This is a genomic window from Pseudomonas syringae pv. tagetis, assembly GCF_022557255.1.
Lineage (GTDB): Bacteria > Pseudomonadota > Gammaproteobacteria > Pseudomonadales > Pseudomonadaceae > Aquipseudomonas > Aquipseudomonas caricapapayae.
The window spans coordinates 2,353,154-2,372,871 of sequence record NZ_CP092923.1 but is presented as its reverse complement, the minus strand read 5'-3'; the positions used below and the strand labels follow the sequence as shown (position 1 = coordinate 2,372,871).

Annotated in this window: 17 protein-coding genes; 3 read left to right on the top strand and 14 right to left on the bottom strand. The window is 60.8% G+C overall.

What is annotated here, in order from left to right; genetic code table 11:
• Nucleotides 1-234 precede the first annotated feature (234 nt).
• Both MME58_RS10575 and MME58_RS10570 read right to left on the bottom strand, forming a co-directional pair.
• On the bottom strand, nt 235-669 hold the full coding sequence (locus tag MME58_RS10575; protein WP_054986773.1) for a DoxX family protein: 435 nt from the start codon (nt 667-669) through the stop codon (nt 235-237).
• 107 nt (nt 670-776) lie between these two features.
• The gene (locus tag MME58_RS10570) at nt 777-2,198 is read right to left on the bottom strand and encodes an MltF family protein (RefSeq protein ID WP_055005935.1); all 1,422 of its coding nucleotides are present in this window, start codon (nt 2,196-2,198) and stop codon (nt 777-779) included.
• 179 nt (nt 2,199-2,377) lie between these two features.
• On the opposite strand from MME58_RS10570, the gene MME58_RS10565 reads away from it, so the two are divergent.
• The 3 genes from MME58_RS10565 to MME58_RS10555 all read left to right on the top strand — a co-directional run bounded on the left by MME58_RS10565 (nt 2,378) and on the right by MME58_RS10555 (nt 5,124).
• Nucleotides 2,378-3,214: a TatD family hydrolase gene (locus MME58_RS10565; RefSeq protein WP_054986775.1), complete on the top strand. Its 837-nt coding sequence runs from the start codon at nt 2,378-2,380 to the stop codon at nt 3,212-3,214.
• Nucleotides 3,215-3,298: 84 nt separating this feature from the next.
• A complete protein-coding gene (locus tag MME58_RS10560) occupies nt 3,299-4,774 on the top strand; it encodes a methyl-accepting chemotaxis protein (RefSeq protein ID WP_055005936.1) in 1,476 nt (491 codons plus the stop codon).
• Between the two features lie 107 nt (nt 4,775-4,881).
• Nucleotides 4,882-5,124 (top strand): hypothetical protein, encoded by a 243-nt coding sequence (locus MME58_RS10555; protein WP_054986782.1) that lies wholly within the window; start codon nt 4,882-4,884, stop codon nt 5,122-5,124.
• 13 nt (nt 5,125-5,137) lie between these two features.
• Here MME58_RS10555 and MME58_RS10550 read toward each other — a convergent pair whose 3' ends face one another.
• The 12 genes from MME58_RS10550 to kdpF all read right to left on the bottom strand — a co-directional run bounded on the left by MME58_RS10550 (nt 5,138) and on the right by kdpF (nt 19,634).
• On the bottom strand, nt 5,138-5,935 hold the full coding sequence (locus tag MME58_RS10550; RefSeq protein ID WP_055005937.1) for an acyl-CoA thioesterase: 798 nt from the start codon (nt 5,933-5,935) through the stop codon (nt 5,138-5,140).
• Between the two features lie 123 nt (nt 5,936-6,058).
• The gene (locus MME58_RS10545) at nt 6,059-6,811 is read right to left on the bottom strand and encodes a CHAD domain-containing protein (RefSeq protein ID WP_055005938.1); all 753 of its coding nucleotides are present in this window, start codon (nt 6,809-6,811) and stop codon (nt 6,059-6,061) included.
• Between the two features lie 33 nt (nt 6,812-6,844).
• The gene (locus MME58_RS10540) at nt 6,845-8,854 is read right to left on the bottom strand and encodes a transglutaminase TgpA family protein (protein ID WP_055005939.1); all 2,010 of its coding nucleotides are present in this window, start codon (nt 8,852-8,854) and stop codon (nt 6,845-6,847) included.
• Nucleotides 8,851-9,834 carry a DUF58 domain-containing protein gene (locus MME58_RS10535; RefSeq protein WP_054986780.1) on the bottom strand — a complete coding sequence of 328 codons (984 nt, stop codon included), beginning with the start codon at nt 9,832-9,834 and terminating at the stop codon, nt 8,851-8,853. Before MME58_RS10535 ends, MME58_RS10540 begins: the two co-directional genes overlap by 4 nt.
• Entirely contained in the window at nt 9,804-10,721 is a 918-nt protein-coding gene (locus MME58_RS10530) for an AAA family ATPase (RefSeq protein ID WP_054986781.1), read from the bottom strand. The genes MME58_RS10535 and MME58_RS10530 overlap by 31 nt, the downstream gene beginning before the upstream one ends.
• A 607-nt stretch (nt 10,722-11,328) precedes the next feature.
• A complete protein-coding gene (locus MME58_RS10525; protein WP_054986263.1) occupies nt 11,329-11,607 on the bottom strand; it encodes a hypothetical protein in 279 nt (92 codons plus the stop codon).
• 99 nt (nt 11,608-11,706) lie between these two features.
• Complete coding sequence (locus MME58_RS10520; RefSeq protein WP_054986262.1) at nt 11,707-12,399, bottom strand: response regulator; 693 nt, start codon at nt 12,397-12,399, stop codon at nt 11,707-11,709.
• Nucleotides 12,396-15,059, bottom strand: coding sequence for a sensor histidine kinase (locus MME58_RS10515; RefSeq protein ID WP_055005943.1), 2,664 nt, complete (start codon nt 15,057-15,059; stop codon nt 12,396-12,398). Before MME58_RS10515 ends, MME58_RS10520 begins: the two co-directional genes overlap by 4 nt.
• 66 nt (nt 15,060-15,125) lie before the next feature.
• Nucleotides 15,126-15,698, bottom strand: coding sequence for a potassium-transporting ATPase subunit KdpC (gene kdpC / locus MME58_RS10510; protein ID WP_055005944.1), 573 nt, complete (start codon nt 15,696-15,698; stop codon nt 15,126-15,128).
• Nucleotides 15,699-15,752: 54 nt separating this feature from the next.
• Nucleotides 15,753-17,831 carry a potassium-transporting ATPase subunit KdpB gene (gene kdpB, locus MME58_RS10505; RefSeq protein ID WP_055005940.1) on the bottom strand — a complete coding sequence of 693 codons (2,079 nt, stop codon included), beginning with the start codon at nt 17,829-17,831 and terminating at the stop codon, nt 15,753-15,755.
• Nucleotides 17,832-17,841: 10 nt separating this feature from the next.
• Nucleotides 17,842-19,536 (bottom strand): potassium-transporting ATPase subunit KdpA, encoded by a 1,695-nt coding sequence (gene kdpA, locus MME58_RS10500; RefSeq protein WP_055005941.1) that lies wholly within the window; start codon nt 19,534-19,536, stop codon nt 17,842-17,844.
• 2 nt (nt 19,537-19,538) lie between these two features.
• Nucleotides 19,539-19,634: a K(+)-transporting ATPase subunit F gene (gene kdpF / locus MME58_RS10495; RefSeq protein WP_003406089.1), complete on the bottom strand. Its 96-nt coding sequence runs from the start codon at nt 19,632-19,634 to the stop codon at nt 19,539-19,541.
• Nucleotides 19,635-19,718: the final 84 nt, after the last annotated feature.

Sequence of the window (19,718 nt, the reverse complement as noted above, 5' to 3'; positions counted from 1 at the left end):
TCTGCCTCGCAAGGTCCGCTGGGCAGCGGTGAGAGGCAACACCGAACCAACGTTTTAGCGGTATTTCGACAAGGTTCGAGCCTTGCCAGGCGCCCCGCAAGTAGTTGTTAAATCGGCGCTTGAGCACGCATCCTAGAGAAACGTCCCATTCATTGTCAATTGTCGTCCGTGATGCAAGCCTGCAAACGCACAAGGCCCGCCAGGAAGCGGGCCTTGCACAACAAGCGTAGCCGGTTATCGGGCGATGACGCGGTCCAGCGACAACCTGCCTGCGCCTTCGATAAGCACTGCCAGAGCGCCACCGAGCAATGCCAAGGCATATTCATAGCCGTTGTTGGCCATGAAAAAACCGTTGTGGATATGCACCGTAAAAATGGCCACCAGCAACAGCACCATGACCACAGCGGCAGCCGGACGGGCCAGCAGACCAAGGAGCAAGCCCAGACCGCCGAAAAACTCGGCGCTGCCAGACATCAACGCCATCAGGTAGCCCGGTGTCAGGCCCAGGCTTTCCATATAGTGCGCGGTACCTTCCAGGCCATAACCACCGAAAGCACCGAACAGTTTCTGACTGCCGTGAGCGATAAATGCGATGCCGACAATCACACGCAGTACCGTCAGGCCATAGCCGGCGCGAGTGGTGAGAACCGATTTGATTAATGTGTTCATGTAGGTGATGTCCAGAATTGATTAAGTGCGAGTGGCGCCATGATAATCAAATTCACTCATGTAAAAACCACAAATATCGGCACATAATAATCGAAAATATCGATTGCTCAACGTTTCACGGCAGGCTTTGGCCCGCTCTTTTCCAGTGAATCCCGCTCGCGATCAAATGCCAGGTAGTATTTATTCACGCTGTTCACGAACGCTACGACGTTGGCACCGCCCTGCTCCATCGCCACCCGCTCAGTCTGGAAAAACCACTGATTTGGATTGAGCCCGCGCCGTCGGGCTTCCTCGCGCATGCCCTGCACACGCTCCGGGCCCAGATTGTAAGCAGCCATCACGAATGCCATACGCTCGCGCTCATTGACTCGGGTACTGGAAAAATACTTGCGCTGAATAAGCGCCATGTAGCGTGAACCTGCACGGATGTTATCGTCGGCGCTCTGAATGCTCGGCACACCGACGCTCTTTGCCGCCGAAGGGGTAATCTGCAACAGGCCTGTCGCGCCGCCACTGCCCTTGGCTGTGGGGTCGAGTTTCGACTCTTTGAACGCCAGCGCCGCCAGGTCCAGCCAGTCCATACCCTGCGCATCAGCGTGGCGTTGCAGCATCGGACGCAGTTGCTCAAGACGTTGCAGGTTGTTGCGTACCAGCGGATTGTTGACCTTGTATGTATCTTTGTAAGCCTTGGCGAACACCAAGTCCTGCTGGGCCGATGGCTTATAACCTTTGAGGAAATCATCGACACTGGCGCGCAACTGAGTAGCGTTGTCGCGTACAAACCAGCTGATGTCGCCGTGGGTCTGCAAGGTCAGCCCGCGCTCGATACGTAGTCTGGGCATTATTCTGGCCCAGCGCTCGGCAATAGGCTGCTCGACCAGGGTCATCGGATAAATACCAGCCTGGACCATCTCCAGCACATCCTCCACCGCGAGGCTGGGGTCGACCCATTCGATTTTAGCCAACGGCAGCTTGCGCAGCTCCAATTGTCGATTGACCTGATGCAGGGCCTCATCGGCTGCGCTGCCGGTGGGCAGGCTCAGCGTCTTCCCGGACAGTTGATCCACACGCCGCACACTGCGCTGGCCACTCACACCGACCAGTACCAAAGGCACATCATGAATAATGGGGGCGCTGGCCTGAATCCCCTGGGCCTGACTGACATCCAGCAGCTCTCCGGGCGCGATCATATCGCCTTCGCCACGCTGCAATGCTGTCAGCAACTGGTTCTTGGCCTTGGGGATGACCTTGAACGTAACTTTCTGTCCATCACGGGAATGACTGTTGAGGTACTGTTCGAAGGCTTGCAGACGATGGTATTCGACGCCTATCTCTTGGCCCTTGACGTCACCGGAACTGTTGCGGCTTTGATTGACCAGTACACGCAACACCTTGCTGCTGCGAATCGCAGGCAGATCGCGCACCTTCGGATCGTGCTGCACGGCCTCAGGGCCGGTCTGACGCGCTGAGGCGTGCAGAGGCAGCAGCAGTATCAGACAGATAAAAGACACAAGCGCGGATCGGATCATTCACTTCCCCAGGGCAATGCCGGAAAAAACAGGAAAAAGGAAATCTTGAGGTCACGCAGCAGCATCGAACAGCGAAGGAAATCGTTGAACCATCAGGCCCAATCGCTTGAATACCCAGCGTTTTCTTATTGTGGCCGGAGCTCTGGTATGCTCGGCAGCCTTGAGCTGGAGATAGCACCATGCAACTCATCGACATCGGCGTCAATCTGACCAACGCAAGCTTCGCCTCGCAGCGACAGGCGGTACTCGACCGCGCCTATGCCGCGGGCGTCCAACAACTGGTGGTGACCGGCACCAGTGTCGAGGGCAGCGAACACGCCTTGCAGTTGTGTCACGAGCTTGATGAAAGCGCGCAACGCCTGTTCTGCACGGCAGGTATCCACCCACACTCGGCGAGCGATTGGACCGGCGACAGCGAGAAACAGTTGCATGCCTTGCTCAAGGAAAATCGCGTCCGCGCGGTGGGTGAATGCGGGCTGGATTTCAATCGCGACTTCTCACCCCGCCAGCAGCAGGAAAAGGTTCTCGAGGCGCACCTGGCCATGGCGGTGGAACTGCAATTGCCGGTGTTCCTGCACGAACGTGATGCCAACCAGCGCCTCCTGGAGATTCTGCGTGACTACCGCGACCGCCTGCCCGCTGCGGTGGTGCACTGCTTCACCGGCGAGCGCACTGCATTGTTCAGCTATCTGGACCTTGACCTGCACATCGGTATCACCGGCTGGATTTGCGATGAACGACGCGGCACCCATCTGCACCCGCTGGTGGGCAATATCCCTCGCGGCCGCCTGATGCTGGAAAGCGATGCGCCTTATCTTTTGCCCCGCAGCCTGCGCCCCAAGCCCAAAAATGGCCGCAACGAACCAGCTTACCTGCCAGAGTTGTTGCGCGAAGTGGCCTTGCACCGTGGCGAAAGTCAGGAAGATCTCGCACGTCACAGCACCGCCTGCGCGCGGGATTTTTTCGATTTGCCGGTCCTTGCACAGACACCGGATGAAAAACTGCAGCTTTCTTGACCCGTATCAAAGAGTTCTTTCATGGCTGAGGCATCGTGATGGCATCTTGCTGCTACTCCACACGATTACCAAAGAAGACCACTCATGGGCTCATGGCTTGGCAACCTGTCGCTGAAATATAAATTCTGGGCCGTCAATGCGGTCGCCTTCGTCACAACGCTGTTGCTGGTGCTTTACGCCATGCACACGGAGCAACAGGCACGCGCGGACACCTCGCGCCAGGCCGCGTACGCGCTGGCACAGTTGCTTGCAGCCTGGCCTGCCGACGCTCCCCTGCCCTCCAGCGATGCAGTGCTGACTTACAGCAAAGGGCAGACACCGTCCTTCAATACCCTTGCGCTGCCTGAACTGGCTGACGGCCGCGACTGGGTCAAACTGAGTCGAACCTTCGGCGATCGACTGTTGAACGGCGCGCAGGTCGTCACCCGTGACACTGGTCAGCAGATTGCGGCGCTGGTCTTTGTGCCGACCTTGCGACAGGTATTCGAGGATCGCTTCAGTCATTACGCAGTTGCCGTGTTCGTGCTGATGCTGTTAATGCTCGGCGCCTCGCAACTGCTGATCCGCTTTCTGCTCAGCCAGCTCAACGCGCTCAAGGACGTGATGCTGCACGTCGAGAAAAGCGGTGACTTGTCAGTCCGCGTGCCCAACCAGGGTAACGACGAGGTCGGGCAAATGGCCAAAGCATTCAACGCCATGCAGGCCGGTTATCAGCGGGTGGTCAATACGGTCTCGCAGACGGCTGGCCGCCTCGATCAGGGGGCTGCGTATCTGGCGGCGGGCATGAAAGATGTGCGTCAGGGAATGCTCGGTCAACAGGGCGAAACCGATCAGGTGGCCACCGCCATCAACGAGATGACCGCCACTGTCCACCACATCGCTCAGCACGCCACGGCGACCCGCGATCAGTCACAGACAGCCGACGCGCTGGCGGGCAGTGGCAAAGTGGTGGTCGACCGCGTCCAATTGTCCATCGCCGGGCTTTCCAGCGGCGTGCAGCAGACCGCCGAAATGATCCAGCGCATGGCCGAAGACAGCCATAAGATCAACGGAGTGGTCAGCGTGATCCACAGTATTGCCGAACAAACCAACCTGCTGGCCCTGAACGCGGCCATCGAAGCCGCACGCGCCGGGGAAATGGGCCGGGGCTTTGCCGTGGTAGCCGATGAGGTACGCAACCTGGCCAAACGGGTACAGACGTCGACCGACGAAATCACCACGATGGTCTCGACCCTGCAAAGCGGCACACGCGATGCGGTGGATTTCATGCAGGAGAGCTCCTTCAAGGCCGATGAATGCGTGCAACAGGCCAGGGAAGCAGGCGCAGCACTGGCGGCTATTGCCGGTGCCGTGGCGCAGATGCGTGAAAGCAATACGCAGATCGCCGTTGCAGCGCAGCAGCAAAGTCAAGTGGCCGAGGAAATGAACCGGGCCGTGGTCAGTATTCGCGATGTCACAGAACGCACGGTGGTCCAGACGCTGGAATCAGCGAACACCAGTGACGAACTCGCTACACTGGCAGGCGAGCTGAATGCCGCCATTGGCCAGCTCAAGCTGTAACAGGCTATCGCGGCGATAGACAGACTTGACTCGTGGTGATCGGGGAGCGGGCCTATGCTTCAGGCATCAAACGACGCTTCACGCGTTACCCTGAAGAGGACCTCAGCATGAACAAGCCACTTCCCGATCTGCAACTGACCCAATGGCATGACAGCAACGACAACCAGGAACACTCGGCGAGTCTGGCGTTGTACCTGATTGCCGTGCCGTTGTTCATTCTGGCCACCCTGCTGATACTCAACGGCCTGTTTTCCGAAAGCCTTTCGTCAATCGCCATCGGCGTGATCGGACTGGTGGCGGCGCTGGTTTTTCAGCGCAAGGACGCAGCCCGCTCTCATCAGAAACCCTAGCCAGTCCTGTCTGTCAGCCGAACACCGTTACCGTCTGGCGACTGATTGCAATCAGCTCGCCATCCGGGCCCCACAATGCAGCGGCGATATGGCCGTATCCGTCTCGGGCATGTTCGATGACTGCGCGGTAGCTGCACCATTGCACCGTGTCGAGCGACGGCTGTGGCTGAATGAACTCGATGGTCCAGGTCAACGAACTGCCCGGTGCCGGCGCGTTCAGGTGCGGCAATATTGCCGGCGGCCAAGTATCGACCAGCGCCAGAATATGAGCTTCGTTCATCGAGCTGGCGTACGGCTCATCGCGAAAGCGCACATGCCCGCCAATTGCCGGTGACGGCGTATTGCTGAACGGCATGCCACCCAATGCCCAGCGAATATCCATGAATCGCAAATAATCGGGCATCACCCCGCTGGCAAAAGGCAGCTCCGGGCATTGATCAACCGGCTTGAGAACTGGCGCGGCGTCTGCGGCAACGGCAATCATCGATTGCCGGGGTGCGCCAAAGCTGCCTTGTATCAGTGTCATCACCTGACCATTCTGCACGGCGCGTCCCAGCACCTGACTGACAGCCTTGCCATGACGCAGAATTTCGACCTCGAAGGCAATCGGCACTCCGGGCTCGGCCGGCCCGACAAAGGTAATCGCCAGCGAGCGCACCGGCCGCCCTTCCGGGACTTCGGCACGCATCGCGTCGTAGGTCAGCGCCGCCATCAATCCGCCAAAGCAGGCGCGCCCCTGGGACCACTCAGCAGGGATGTTGACAGCATGCGGATCGTGACGCACGGCATCGATCAGTTCGGAAAAGGTCATGCTTACTCCAGCAAGTCGGCTCACAAGTGGATGGATGATAACCATCCTCTTACTCCACGACATGCCGCATATTGGCCATAATTGCGGCCTGAATGACCTATTTCCTCATAGATCGTCAAGACTTTAAAAACACGCCTTGGCCAGTCGTTTGAGCGATGCTTCGGCCTTGCGCTCGGCACGTACGATGCCGATCTGCCAGCCAGGTACGCACGGTGCCAGATCCGCCTGTTCAGCAGCCTGCGCCAGCCATTGCAGGTGATCGTGCCAGTCGCCCAGTTCGCCCTGTGCGGACTTGAGCCGGGCCTGCATGTTTTTCGGCTGATGGCTGAGTTGCGGGTAGGCTTCGGCGGCATAACGTACGCGTTTGATCAGCAATCGAAGGTCATGCCGATCATGCCCCGGCTCGGCGATGGCCACGCGCAGCTTTTTCCACTGTTTGTCCATTCGTTTTTCGATGGTTTTGCGCAAACCGCGCAACGCTCCCTGGCGCTGTTGCTCACGCAACAACGCCGGGAATCGGTCGATCAGCTTGAGCAAAAGGATCAGTTCAGCCGACTTCGCCACCCCTGGACAAGTAGTTTCCAGGTACTGATTGCGTTTGAAAGCCGCTTCGTTCAAGCCCTGCTCTTCAAGAAACGCGGCGAGTACCTGCATATCACGCAACGGCGTGGTCAGTTGCCCCACCGCCCTGGCCGCCTCCTCCAGCTCTGCGGCAGCCGAATTCTCCCGCAGCGGCCGCAGTACACTGCGCAGGCGACGCACTGTCGTGCGCAAATCATGCAGCGCTTCGCTGTCCGTCGAAACCGCCAGACGTGCCTGGCACGCGAGCAATCTGACATCCAGCGCCAGCACTTCGGCAACCAGATGATCCACCATTGAAGACATGCAATTCCCCTTCGACACACTCATTCATGAATGCCTGTCCCTGACGGCTGACAACCTCCATGGCAGACCACGGCGCAGCGTGCTCAACGCATGCCTCAAGCGACTGGCCGAGGCGAGACGCCCAGCATATCGCTGCGCCTGAAATTCGCGGACGAACGCTTCGATGGCCTCGGCGTGCTGCGGAAAATACAACACCGCTCTGCGTCCGAATGCTTCAGCGCCTTCACCCGGCATACGACGCAGACCATGGCGGGCGAGCAAGCGTTCAAAGGCGTTGAATGCCCGCAGTTGCAAGTCGCTTTCGCGCTGCCAGGGTTTGAACAGCCACAACGCGATCAGGCCCAGCGAAAACAAGGTTCCCAAGGCGAAAACCGGTGCCTGAAAACCCGAAAACCAGCGGCCAAGAATTTGTAACTGCTGTTGTCCCTGATAGCCCAGCACCCAGCGCTGCCAGCCGTAATTGAGGTTATCCCAACTCAGGCGAACAGCGTTGATCCAGGGCACGTTGCGATAGCGCAAGGCTGACAGTGGCGAATCCTGAAGAAAGGCTTCGTCTGCCGCCAGCGCCTGCTCCAGCCCTTGCTCGATACGTTGCGGTGCCACGGTTGCAGTCGGGTCGACACTGCGCCAGCCGACACCCGGCTGCCAGTATTCCACCCAGGCATGCGCGTCGAACTGGCGCACGGTCAGGTACTGGCCGTCGGGGTTCAGTTCGCCGCCCTGATACCCGGCCACGACTCGCGCCGGAATACCCGCAGCGCGCAGCACAAAGGTCATGGCACCTGCGTAGTGGGCGCAAAAACCCTGGCGGCTCGCAAACAGAAACTCATCAATGCTGTCGTTGCCCAGCGGCATCGGTTTGAGGGTGTAGTGAAACGGCTGATCACTGAAATAACCGAGCATGGCAGCGACCAGAGCGTCCGGCGTGGTGTAACGACGGCGCAGTGCATCGGCCCATTGCCGGGCCTGATCATTACCCCTGGCTGGCAGTTGCAGGTTCTGGCGCTGGACCTGCTCGGCCGATTGCGGGTCACGGATGCCCTGCGGCCAGGACTTGGCGGCATACAGCAGCGACTGTTCGACGGGACGTCTGCGTTGCAGACGGAAGTCGCTCATCAGACGAACGTCCGGCAACGTGGTTTCAGCCACGTCGAGGCTCGGCAGCCAGGGCCGACCGCTGGCCTCCATGACAATGCTGTACGCCAGTGGATCGCCGCGTTTGTTCCACTGCGGGATCTGCACAGTCTGAGCGCGTGCCGACTGTGACCAGCGACGCCCATCGAACTGCTCGAGGGTCAGGCCACGCCAGTACAACTGTTTGCGCGCCGGTATCGGCCCTTCAAAGCTGGCACGAAACACCAGCGCTGGCGATTTGCTCAGCTCCGCCATATCGCCGGGTGCCATATTGTCGGACAGCCCGGTGACGCCCTTGTTACTCGGTTGCGGCAGCGACCAGAGCGGGTCCAGACGCGGAAAAAACAGGAACAGCAGAAGCATCAGCGGCGCTGCCTGTGCCATCAGTTTGAATGCCAGCTTGAGCGTGTCGGTTGACCTGCCAGCCAGATCCGATTGCTGCAGACCGATCAACGCGGCAAGCAACGCGCCGACCGGTAACAGACTGAAAAGCGCCCACAGCAGGTTGTCTTCAAACAGGTAGCCGACCGCCACGCAAAAGAAGCCGAGGAAGATCAGCACCCGTGCGTCTCGGCGGTTGTTCATTTCGAGCATTTTCAGAACGAAGGCAGCGACCAGCAACGCCGCGCCTGCATCCAGCCCGACCAGGCTGCCACGCGCCAGATAAACACCACCGGCAGTGCCCACCAGCAGGCCTGACTTGACCCAGGTGCCGGGCAGCCGGGCACGCATCCCGAACACCTGAACCCGCCAGAACGTACAGCCCAACCACAGCAGCATGATCGACACGGGCACGTGCAGCGCGAACGGCAACACCACCAGTGCCTGCGCCAATAGCAGCCAGGTGAGACTGACACGCCCGATCGGCGGGGCGGCAACCGCTTTGATCGTGTCGCTCATGCGCGATGACCGTACAGAGCGAGTGCCCGCAGGCAGGCCTCGCGATGTGCATCGCCGCTGTCCACCATCGACAGAAACCCCGGCAGACGCAAGGCGAATGGCTGGCGACGCCGGGACAGTTCCAGCACCCAATAACACAGGCGCGACAGCCGCTCTTCGATGTCACCGCCCAGCGCCATGAAGTCCAGGCACAGGTCATGACCACTCAAGTCAGTGAAGTCCTTGACCAGTAACCCTTGGCCTCGGGAATACGCTTTCCAGTGCAGGCGGCTGCGATTATCCCCCGTCTGGTAACTGCGCAACCCCTGGTAATCATCGACACCGGCCCCCTGGGTAGCCTGACCGTCATCTTCGGCATGGGGCTGTGCGCCCTTGAGCAATGGCATCGCACCGGACAATGGCCGAGGGTAGATCAAGGCGCTCTGCTCCAGATCCAGCCAGCTCCAGGCGCGGAAAATGCCCAGTGGAAAGACGCTCTCGATCCGCAGCCTTGGCGCCTGCAGCCAGCCACGCTTTTCGGCCGGCAAGGTCAGCTCCAGGTCGGTCAGCCCGCGAGACGACACATCGCTTGATTGCAATGCTGTCGCGGTCCAGCCCAACCCCAGTGCATGGTGGGCCTGGCCTGCGCTTTCCAGCCGCAGACGCAGTTGCACCGGCTCGCCGACGAATACCGAACGCGTCACGCCGGCACTGAGGATCAAGCCGCTGACGTTGCGATAGGTGTGCAAGATGGCCAGCACCCCTACCGACATCAGTAAAAAGGTCAAGCCGTAGGCCAGGCTGTTCTGGTAATTGATCGCCACCAGCAGCATCAGCACCAGCACCAGCGCGAAGGTCATGCCAATGCGCGTCGGCATGATGAAAATGCGTCGGTGGTCGAGCGTGATGCGTGACGCCGGAGGGATTCGTCTCGCCAGCCAGCGTTGCCAGAACGGTTTGAACGGTTCGATCAAAGCACCGGCACCTCGCGCAATAACCACTGCACCAGCGCACCGCCGCCATGTCCCGTAGGGTCACTGCGCTCGCGCAGCCGATGGCCGATCACCGAAGGCAGCACCGCCTGCACGTCCTCGGGAATCGCGTAGTCACGGCCCAGCAACATCGCCCAGGCCCGCGCAGCGGCCAGAATCGCCAGGCTCGCCCTGGGCGACAGCCCGTAAGCGAATTGCGGCTGACTGCGCGTCGCCTCGACCAGCCGCAGTACATAATCGACCAACGCATCGCTGGCGCGTACCTGCCGCGCGTGCATTTGAAGCTGGCCAAGCATGGCGTGATCCAGAATCGGTTGCAGACGGGGCAATAATTCGCGGCGTGACTCGCCGAGCAGCAAGGCCTTTTCTGCCGCTCTGGCGGGATAGCCCATGGAGATGCGCATCATGAACCTGTCCAGTTGCGACTCGGGCAAGGCAAAGGTGCCACCGGAACTGAACGGGTTCTGGGTTGCAATCACAAAAAACGGATCGGGCAACAGACGTGTCTCACCTTCGATGGAAACCTGCCCCTCCTCCATGGCTTCAAGCAACGCGCTCTGACTCTTGGGCGTGGCGCGGTTGATTTCATCGGCAAGCACCAGCTCGGCAAAGATCGGTCCGGGATGGAAAGTGAACTGTCCGCTGTCCCGATCAAACACCGACGTCCCCAGGATGTCACCCGGGAGCAGGTCGGAGGTGAACTGAATACGCTGATAACTCAGCCCGAGGATTTTCGCCAGCGCATGGCTGAGGGTCGTCTTGCCCATCCCCGGCAAGTCTTCGATCAGCAAATGCCCGCCACCGATCAGACAAGTCATCGCCAGCCGTACCTGTACTTCCTTGCCAAGTACCACTTCATTGATGGCGCTCAGGCACGCATCGAGTTTTCTACCCATCGAAAAGCCCCTTCCGGCAACTGCTTCATGACTGTGGGACTGCAAGCGATGCTAGTGTCCGAACACTTTAAAGTGAGCGTAGGCCGTTTCGCCAGAGTTGGTTAGGTCTACTGCCTCGACAGGCTGAAGATTTGTGACGCAGAGCGTCACGAACTGCGTCCGCACGCGGGAGCGTAGGGACGATAGTCATCTCATGACTTGCATGTGCTCCCTGCCAACGCAGTACTTTTCAACCACGATGGCACTGACGACGCAGAATGCGACGTAAGTGACGGCTGAGGCCTGGCGCTTATCCGGGCCATGAATGGCCCGTTGCGGCGACCCGCGGATCAGTGACAGGACGAAAAAACCCGAGGAAGTCGGGCCGGAAAGGGAGCCCGGGGGTTTGGTTACTTTGGTCCATCAAAGTAACTCGCCGAAGGGCGAAAAGCTGACGCGAATCGAAACCCGATCTTCCTGGCACCACAGAACCGCGGTGTGACGCAGAGCGTCAAGGACTGCATTCCGACGAATTGGTACGACAGTCAGACGGGGCCGGGACTTTGCTCACTTTGACCCCTCAAAGGGCACAGACACGATAGTCAACGCCACATGTGATCATCCACGATCAACGGCCAGCGCGCGACTCGCGGATGTAAAACCGCGCTTTTTCAGCTTTTTCGGTGCAGCCTTCAAACGCTTCGAACTGCTGCTGAGTCTTGGCACCCGTCAGCAACGACAAGGCCTTGGAGTAGCTGACGGTGCCGGCGAAGCCTTCGGCCTTGGCCAGATCAAGCTCATGCCAGGCAGCATCAAGCTGGGTGGCGCAGCTGTCCCGATACCCGGTCTTGCCAGCACAACCTGCAAGAACCAAGACAAGCAATGGCAGACAGATAAAGGCTTTCATGGGGGGTGTTACCTCAAGAGTGAACTGGGAGAGTGTGCGGCTTTGACGGTCCGGGCCGATAAAAGTGCCGTGCCACGGGCGTGTTACCGCTTTTTTCATCTAGTGGTCAGCCAGCAGACGATAGCCTATTCCAGGCTCAGTGAGGATGAACCTCGGAGCGGTCGGGTCATCTGCCAGTTTCTGCCGCAAATGCCCGACCACGATACGCAGATAGTGGCTGTCGTCGGTGTGTGTCGGCCCCCAGATATCCTTGAGCAATTGCTGCTGGGTAATGACGCGTCCGGGATGGCGTGCCAACTGCGCCAGCACCGCGTACTCCTTGCGGGTCAATGCAACCTCGTGCCCCTCGAGCAGCACACGACGATAAGCCAGGTCAATGGTCAGCGGCCCGAATTGAAGGGCAGACTCCGGTTTGTCGCTGCCCGAAGCCTGCCTTAGCAGCGCTCTGATTCTGGCCAGAAACTCCTGAATGCCGAACGGCTTGGTCACGTAATCATTGGCCCCGGCGTCCAGTGCCTGAACTTTCTGAGCTTCGCTGGCGCGCACTGAAAGCACCAGTACCGGCACTGCCGACCACTCGCGAAACTCGCTCAGCACCTGCTGACCGTCCATGTCCGGCAGCCCAAGGTCGAGCACCAGCAAATCCGGCTTGTTCAAGGCTGCCTGGGTCAGACCGTCCGTGCCGGTAGCGGCTTCCAGTACCTTGTAGCCCTGGGACACCAGACTGATGCGCAGGAACTTACGAATCTGAGGCTCGTCATCGATAACCAGAATAGTCGCCGCCTGGCTCAAGCTGACTCCTCCATGTCCACATCGGGCTGGGTCTGCAACGGCAGAAACAAAGTGATGCGCGTACCTTGCCCGTCAATGCCTTCCTCGACCGCAAGACGCCCCCCGTGCGCACCGATCATGCCCTGACAGATCGCCAGGCCCAACCCCGTACCCTGCCCGCCGCGATCGCCGCGTGCAGCGGTGTAGAACATGTCGAAAATCTTTGCCCGTTCATCCTCGGGAATGCCTGGCCCCTCGTCACTGACCGAAAAGAACAGCTCACTGCCGACCACGCCCGCCGCGACCTGCAAGCGCCCGTCGACGGGCGAAAAACGTGCGGCGTTTTCCAGCACATTGACCAGCGCCTGTTCGATCAGTGCGGCATGCACGTAGAGCAAGGGCAGCTCGCCGGTCACCCGAGTGCTGACCTGCAACGGTGCCAGCACCGCACGCAGCCGGTTGAGCGCACTGCCGACAATATCGGCAGGCGCCACCCAGTCACGGGCGAGTTTCAGCGCGCCGTGTCCCAGGCGAGTCATGTCCAAAAGGTTCTGGATGTATCGATCCAGGCGCTCGGCTTCATCACGCGTGCCTTCCAGCAGCTCGCGGCGATCCTCCAGAGGGATGGCTTCGCCCAGGGCCAGCAGGCTGTCGATGCTGCCGCGCATTGACGTCAGTGGTGTACGCAAGTCGTGGGAGACCGAGGCCAGCAAGGCACTGCGCAATTGCTCGGTTTCACCGTGCAGGCGCGCCGCCTCAAGCTCCTGCGCCAGTTGCGCGCGCGCCAGCGCCTGCGCCAGTGGCTGGGTCAGCGCTGCCAGCAGGCGTCGATGCTGCGCGGTAAACGAGTGGCCTTCGCGCGCGCTGACGCCCAACAAGGCCAATGGCCCCTCTTCTGCGGTGATCGGCCACCACCACCAACGCCCGGACGGTAGCGTACCGGTGCCGCTGCCAGCCGGTTGATCATGTTGCCAGGCCCAGTCGGCGGCGGCACGCTCGGCTTCCGAGAAGGTCAGTGGCCCACCGGTTTCGACCACCCAGCCGCCCTGCCCGTCACGATCGACCAGGCATAAATACAATTCCTTCCAGCCGGAAAAATGCTGCTCGGCGGCGTTGAGCACTGCCTTGCGGTCAGTGGCGGCGGTCATCTTGCGTGACAGGTCAAGCAGCTCGCTGGTCTGTTCCTGGGTATCGCGCAATGCCTGCAGCTGCCTGCGCTGGCGTGCCGCCAGTTTGCCGGTCAAGGCCGACATCAGCAGGAAGAACAGTAGCGTCAGGACGTCTTCCTCGCGCTGAATGTTCAGCGAGAAGCTCGGCGGAATGAACAGAAAGTCATAGGCCAGAAACGACAGCCCCGCACAAGCCAGCGCTGGCCCCATGCTACTGCGCACTGCGACCAGCAACACCGCAGCGAGGAAGATCAGGGAAATATTGGGCAGCGCCAGCACGCCCGACACCCCCCAGGCGACCAGACTGGCGATCAGCGTTGCCGCAAAGGCCAGCGCATAATCGAACCACACGACTTCGCGGGCCGGGCGTGCCCGCGGCGGCTGATCAGGCAGCGCCTCGCTGTCGTCGAGCACCGAGATTTCCAGCCCGTGCCCTTCGCGCAGCAAACGCGCTGCAACGCCACCGCCAAACAAACGCCGACGCCAGTGTCGGCGCGACTGGCCAACCAGCACTACGCTGGCCCGCCGCTCGATGGCATGCTGCACCAGCGTTCTGGCGACCTCCCCGGCGCGCAGTGAAACCGCTTCGCCACCCAGTCGCTCAGCCAATTGCTGAGCGCCTTGCAAACGCGCGCGGGACTGCTCGTCCAGGGTTTGCCCATCGTCCACATGCACCGCGCTCCACGGCAGATGGCGACGCTGGGCAACCCGACTGGCATGACGCACGAGGCGCTCGGCATGCACATCGCCATCGATGCCGACCAGCATCCGCCCGCGTACCGCAGGCGCAGACTGGCCCAGTTGCCGGTAGCCCTGCGCCAGATCGTTGTCAACCTGGGCAGCAGCCGTCTGCATCGCCATTTCGCGCAGCGCAGTGAGGTTGGTCTGGGTGAAAAACGCATCGATGGCCGCGCGCGCCTGTTCCGGCACGTAAACCTTGCCATCGCGTAGTCGCTCCAGCAGTTCGCGGGGAGGCAGGTCGATCAGTACCAGGTCGAAGGCTTCCTGCAACACCCAGTCCGGCAGCGTTTCACGCACCTGCACCCCGGTGATGCCGCGCACCTGATCATTCAGGCTTTCCAGGTGCTGAACGTTGACCGTGGTGTACACATCAATGCCCGCAGCGAGCAGTTCCTGGATGTCCTGCCAGCGCTTGGCATGCCGACTGCCGGGCGCATTGGTATGCGCCAGTTCATCCACCAGTACCAGCGCTGGCGCTGCCTTGAGCAAGGCATCAAGGTCCATTTCTTCGAGAATCATGCCGCGGTATTCGGTGCGCAGCAAAGGCTGTTGCGGCACGCCATTGAGCAGTGCCTCGGTTTCCGCACGGCCGTGGGTTTCCACGACGCCCGCCAGCACCTTCACACCCTGACGCAACTGCGCATGAGCTGCCTGAAGCATCGCGTAGGTCTTGCCTACCCCTGGAGCAGCACCGAGAAAAACCTTCAGCCTTCCGCGCCCTTCACGGGGCAACTGGGCCAGCAATGCGTCAGCTCGACCGGAATCACTCACCTTGGTTACCACCTCTCTCTGATAAGTCACAGCGTAGTGAATCTATTGCATGCGCGGCGCAGTTTGTTACAACTGTGCGTTGCGCGGTGCAGACGGTAACTGATTCAGGCTCATATTCAAGGCCAATACGTTGACCACTGGCGGGCCGATCAAAGAACGTTGAGTGTTGGCGTCGATCAGCGCCTGCACCTTGTCCAGCGGCAACTGACGCGCTGTCGCCACGCGACTGGCCTGCCAGGCAACCGCTTCCGGGGAAAGGTGCGGGTCAAGGCCACTCCCGGAAGTGGTCAGCAAGGCCAGCGGCACCGGGCCTTGAGAAGGGTTCGCCAGTCTGGCAGCCTCTTCCGTGACGCGTGTCGCCAGCGCCGGGTTGCTCGGCGCAAGGTTGCTCGCGCCACTGGCCACCGTGGCGAACGCGCCTGCCGACGGGCGCGACTGAAACCACTCATCACCGATGAACGACTGGGCGATTAGCGCCGAGCCGCGCACCTTGCCGGCCTCGTCATACACCAGGCTGCCATTGGCCTGCGCCGGAAACGCCACTTGCGCCACTCCGGTGACCACCAGCGGATACCCCACACCGGTAATCAGGCTCATCAACACGATCAGGCTCAAGGCCGGACGCAATACACTGGACATCTGCACATCCTCAATCAGGTGAGGCTGCACGCCGACCGGCATGCAGCACAGGCTTCAAACAAGGCCGAGGCCGACCAGCAGCATGTCGATCAGCTTGATACCGAGAAACGGTACGATGATCCCGCCCAGGCCGTAGATCAGCAGGTTGCGACGCAGCAGGTGAGCGGCGCTGGCCGCCTGGACACGCACGCCACGCAGGGCCAGCGGAATCAGCACCACGATAATCAGCGCGTTAAAGACGATGGCCGAGACAATCGCGCTCTGCGGGCTGGCCAGCTGCATGACATTGAGCACGCCCAACTGCGGGTAGATCGAAGCAAACAGCGCAGGCAGCACGGCGAAATACTTGGCCACATCGTTGGCAATCGAAAAGGTGGTCAGTGCGCCTCGGGTAACCAGCAATTCCTTGCCGATCTGCACCACGTCCAGCAGCTTGGTCGGGTCGCTGTCGAGGTCAACCATGTTGGCCGCTTCACGCGCGGCCTGGGTGCCGTCGTTCATTGCCATGCCAACGTCCGCCTGAGCCAGCGCAGGTGCATCGTTGGCACCGTCGCCACACATCGCCACCAGACGGCCTTCGCCCTGTTCCTGGCGAATGCGCTCCAGCTTCTTCTCCGGTGTGGCTTCGGCCAGCACGTCATCCACGCCTGCCTCGGCGGCAATCGCCGCAGCAGTCAGCGGGTTGTCGCCGGTCACCATCACGGTGCGGATACCGAGTTTGCGCAGTTCTTCAAAGCGTTCGCGAATGCCCGGTTTGACCACGTCCTTGAGATGAATCGCACCCAGCAGTCGACCATTGGCGCAGACCAGCAATGGCGTCCCCCCGGTCTTGGCAATCTTGTCGACCTCACGTGCCAGCGCGGGCGGCAGATCGCTGCGCTGCAGGTCGATGAACGCCAGCAGCGAATCCACCGCGCCCTTACGGTACACATGGCCCTGATAGTCCACACCGGACAGGCGTGTATCGGCGCTGAACGGCACAGCGGTTACCGAACTCAGGGTGGGCTCGTTCATCGGGTGCAGGTTGCGCAGGAACTCGACGATGGATTTGCCTTCAGCCGTGTCGTCGGCCAACGATGCCAGCAAGGCACCCTCGCCCAGTTCCTTCGGGGTCACGCCGGGCGCTGCGTAAACGGCAGCGCAACGCCGATTGCCGAAGGTGATGGTACCGGTCTTGTCCAGCAACAGCACATGCACATCGCCCGCAGCTTCCACGGCGCGACCGGACTTGGCGATCACGTTGAGGCGTACCAGACGGTCCATGCCGGCAATACCGATGGCCGACAGCAGACCACCGATGGTGGTCGGAATCAGCGTGACCAGCAGCGCGACCAGAAACACCAGCGGCAGGCTGCCACCGGCAAAATGGGCGAACGGCTGCAAGGTGATGACCACCAGCAGGAAGATCAGGGTCAGGCCGATCAGCAGGATGTCCAGTGCCACTTCGTTGGGCGTCTTCTGGCGTTTGGCCCCTTCGACCAGTGCGATCATGCGGTCGAGCGTCGATTCACCGGGGTTGGTGCTGATACGCACCAGCAGCCAGTCGGAGACCAGTCGGGTGTTGCCCGTGACAGCCGAGCGGTCGCCGCCGGACTCGCGGATCACAGGTGCCGATTCACCGGTAATAGCCGCCTCGTTGACCGCCGCGATGCCTTCGATGACTTCGCCGTCGCCGGGGATCATTTCCCCGGCCTCGACACGCACTATATCGCCCTTGCGCAATTCGCTGGCATTGACGGTACGAAGGCTGCCATTTTCGTCGCGGATACGCGCCTTGAGCCCTTCGCTACCTGCCTTCAGGCTATCAGCGCGTGCTTTGCCACGCCCCTCTGCCAAGGCTTCGGCGAAGTTGGCGAACAGCACGGTGAACCACAGCCACAAGGCGATCTGCACGCAGACCGAAGTGGGCACTTGCGGGTTGGGGATGACACACAGCACGGTGGTCAGAAGGGCAGTCAGCTCGACCACCAGCATGACCGGCGAACGCTTCAACTGGCGCGGGTCGAGCTTGACGAACGCCTGTACCAACGCCGGACGCCACAAGGCGGCAATGCCGGTCCTGACCGACTCGCCGGGGATCTGCGGTTCGGCGACTTTTACAGCATCACGTCTTGAAATTTCAGTAGTGCTCATGATCGGTTCCTCAGAACCCCAGGCTCAGGTGTTCGGCAATCGGCCCCAGTGCCAGGGTCGGCAGGAAGGTCAAACCACCCACCAGCAAAATGGTGACGGTCAGCAGGGTGACGAACAGCAGGCCATGAGTCGGGAAGCTGTTCTGACCCTGAGGGGCGGTTTTCTTCATGGCCAGGCTGCCAGCCAGCGCCAGCACTGGCAGGATGTAACCAAAGCGGCCGATAAAGATCGCCAGGCTGAGCATCAGGTTGTGGAATACGGTATTGGCACTGAAACCGCCGAACGCCGAGCCGTTGTTAGCCGTCGCCGAGGTGTAGGCGTACAGCAACTGACTGAAACCGTGCGCGCCGGGGTTGCTGAGAGCACCTGCCGGTCCGGGCAGACTGGCGGCAATCGCGCCCAGCACCAGCACGCCCACCGGCATCACCAGCAGGGTCGCGACCAGCAGCCTGACTTCCTGTGCCTGAAGCTTTTTGCCCAGGTATTCGGGCGTGCGGCCAATCATCAACCCAGCCAGAAATACGGCGATCAGCACGTTCAATAGCATGCCGTTGAGGCCTACACCGACGCCGCCGAAAATGACTTCGCCGACCATCATGTTGACCAGCGCAACCATGCCGGTCAGCGGATTGAGGCTATCGTGCATGCCGTTGACCGAGCCGTTGGAGGCCGCCGTGGTGGCAACCGACCAGAGAACGGTGCCGGTAGTGCCGAAGCGGGTTTCCTTGCCCTCCAGCGGTGCGGCCTGTTCAACGCCGGTGATGTTCAGCGCCGGATTGGGCTGGTACTCGGCCCACAGCGACACCGAACCGCCGATCAATAACAGGGCCAGCATGCAACCGAGAATGGCCCGGCTCTGGCGCATGTCCTTGACATAATGGCCGAAGGTGAACACCAGCGCAGCCGGGATCAGCAGGATCGATACCAGCTCGAACAGGTTGCTCAGGGCGGTCGGGTTCTCGAACGGGTGTGCCGAATTGACGCCGAAGAAGCCGCCGCCGTTGGTGCCTAGTTGCTTGATGGCTATCTGGCTGGCTGCCGGGCCCATTGGCAGGCTTTGATCCGCACCTTGCAGGGTCAGCGCATCAATGTAATGGGCGAAGTTCTGCGGCACGCCCTGCCAGACCAGAAACACGGCCAGTACGAGACTGACTGGCAACAGCCCATAAAGCGTGGCGCGGGTCATGTCAGCCCAGAAATTACCCAGGCTCTGCGAAGAACGACGGCTGATGCCACGACACAGCGCAACCAGCACCGCCAGACCGGTTGCGGCGCTGACGAAGTTCTGCACGGTCAGGCCAGCCATCTGGCTCAGGTAGCTGAGCGACGCTTCGCCGCTGTAGGCCTGCCAGTTGGTGTTGGCGACAAAGCTCATGGTGGTGTTGAATGCCAGGGACCACTCCATGCCCGGCAGTTGCTGCGGATTGAGGGGCAGTACGCCCTGCATCATCAGCATCGCAAACAATACGACAAAGCCCGCCAGGTTGAATGCCAGCAAGGCCCAAGCGTACTGCTTCCAGGATTGCTCGGTTTTCGGGTCGACCCCGGAGATCCGGTAACAGGCACGCTCGACCGGCCCCAGCACCGGGCTCAGCCAGGTGCGCTCGCCTTCAATGACCCGATAGTAGAACCGCCCCAGCCACGGCGCGGGTGCCAGCAACAGGACCAGAAAGGCCAGGATCAACAGATAATCGTAACTGTGCATGATCACTCCTGACTCTGATCGGCGCGCAACAGCGCCACCAGCAGATAGATGAACAGCCCGACTCCCATCAGCAGAGAGATACCATCCATAACGCTCATTGAAATTTCCCCCATCAGGCAACACCGATACGGCGCAGGCCGCGTGAAGAGATTGTCCGCAGGCAGGGCGTAAAGGCGCGATAG

Excerpts from the sequence above, each read along its gene's own strand:
- MME58_RS10560 (WP_055005936.1), top strand. The coding sequence starts at position 3,299 with ATGGGCTCATGGCTTGGCAACCTGTCGCTGAAATATAAATTCTGGGCC.
- MME58_RS10575 (WP_054986773.1), bottom strand. The coding sequence starts at position 669 with ATGAACACATTAATCAAATCGGTTCTCACCACTCGCGCCGGCTATGGC.
- MME58_RS10540 (WP_055005939.1), bottom strand. The coding sequence starts at position 8,854 with ATGAGCGACACGATCAAAGCGGTTGCCGCCCCGCCGATCGGGCGTGTC.
- MME58_RS10530 (WP_054986781.1), bottom strand. The coding sequence starts at position 10,721 with ATGGGTAGAAAACTCGATGCGTGCCTGAGCGCCATCAATGAAGTGGTA.
- kdpF (WP_003406089.1), bottom strand. The coding sequence starts at position 19,634 with ATGAGCGTTATGGATGGTATCTCTCTGCTGATGGGAGTCGGGCTGTTC.
- MME58_RS10565 (WP_054986775.1), top strand. The coding sequence starts at position 2,378 with ATGCAACTCATCGACATCGGCGTCAATCTGACCAACGCAAGCTTCGCC.
- MME58_RS10555 (WP_054986782.1), top strand. The coding sequence starts at position 4,882 with ATGAACAAGCCACTTCCCGATCTGCAACTGACCCAATGGCATGACAGC.
- kdpC (WP_055005944.1), bottom strand. The coding sequence starts at position 15,698 with ATGTCCAGTGTATTGCGTCCGGCCTTGAGCCTGATCGTGTTGATGAGC.
- kdpA (WP_055005941.1), bottom strand. The coding sequence starts at position 19,536 with ATGCACAGTTACGATTATCTGTTGATCCTGGCCTTTCTGGTCCTGTTG.
- kdpB (WP_055005940.1), bottom strand. The coding sequence starts at position 17,831 with ATGAGCACTACTGAAATTTCAAGACGTGATGCTGTAAAAGTCGCCGAA.
- MME58_RS10525 (WP_054986263.1), bottom strand. The coding sequence starts at position 11,607 with ATGAAAGCCTTTATCTGTCTGCCATTGCTTGTCTTGGTTCTTGCAGGT.
- MME58_RS10550 (WP_055005937.1), bottom strand. The coding sequence starts at position 5,935 with ATGACCTTTTCCGAACTGATCGATGCCGTGCGTCACGATCCGCATGCT.
- MME58_RS10545 (WP_055005938.1), bottom strand. The coding sequence starts at position 6,811 with ATGGTGGATCATCTGGTTGCCGAAGTGCTGGCGCTGGATGTCAGATTG.
- MME58_RS10570 (WP_055005935.1), bottom strand. The coding sequence starts at position 2,198 with ATGATCCGATCCGCGCTTGTGTCTTTTATCTGTCTGATACTGCTGCTG.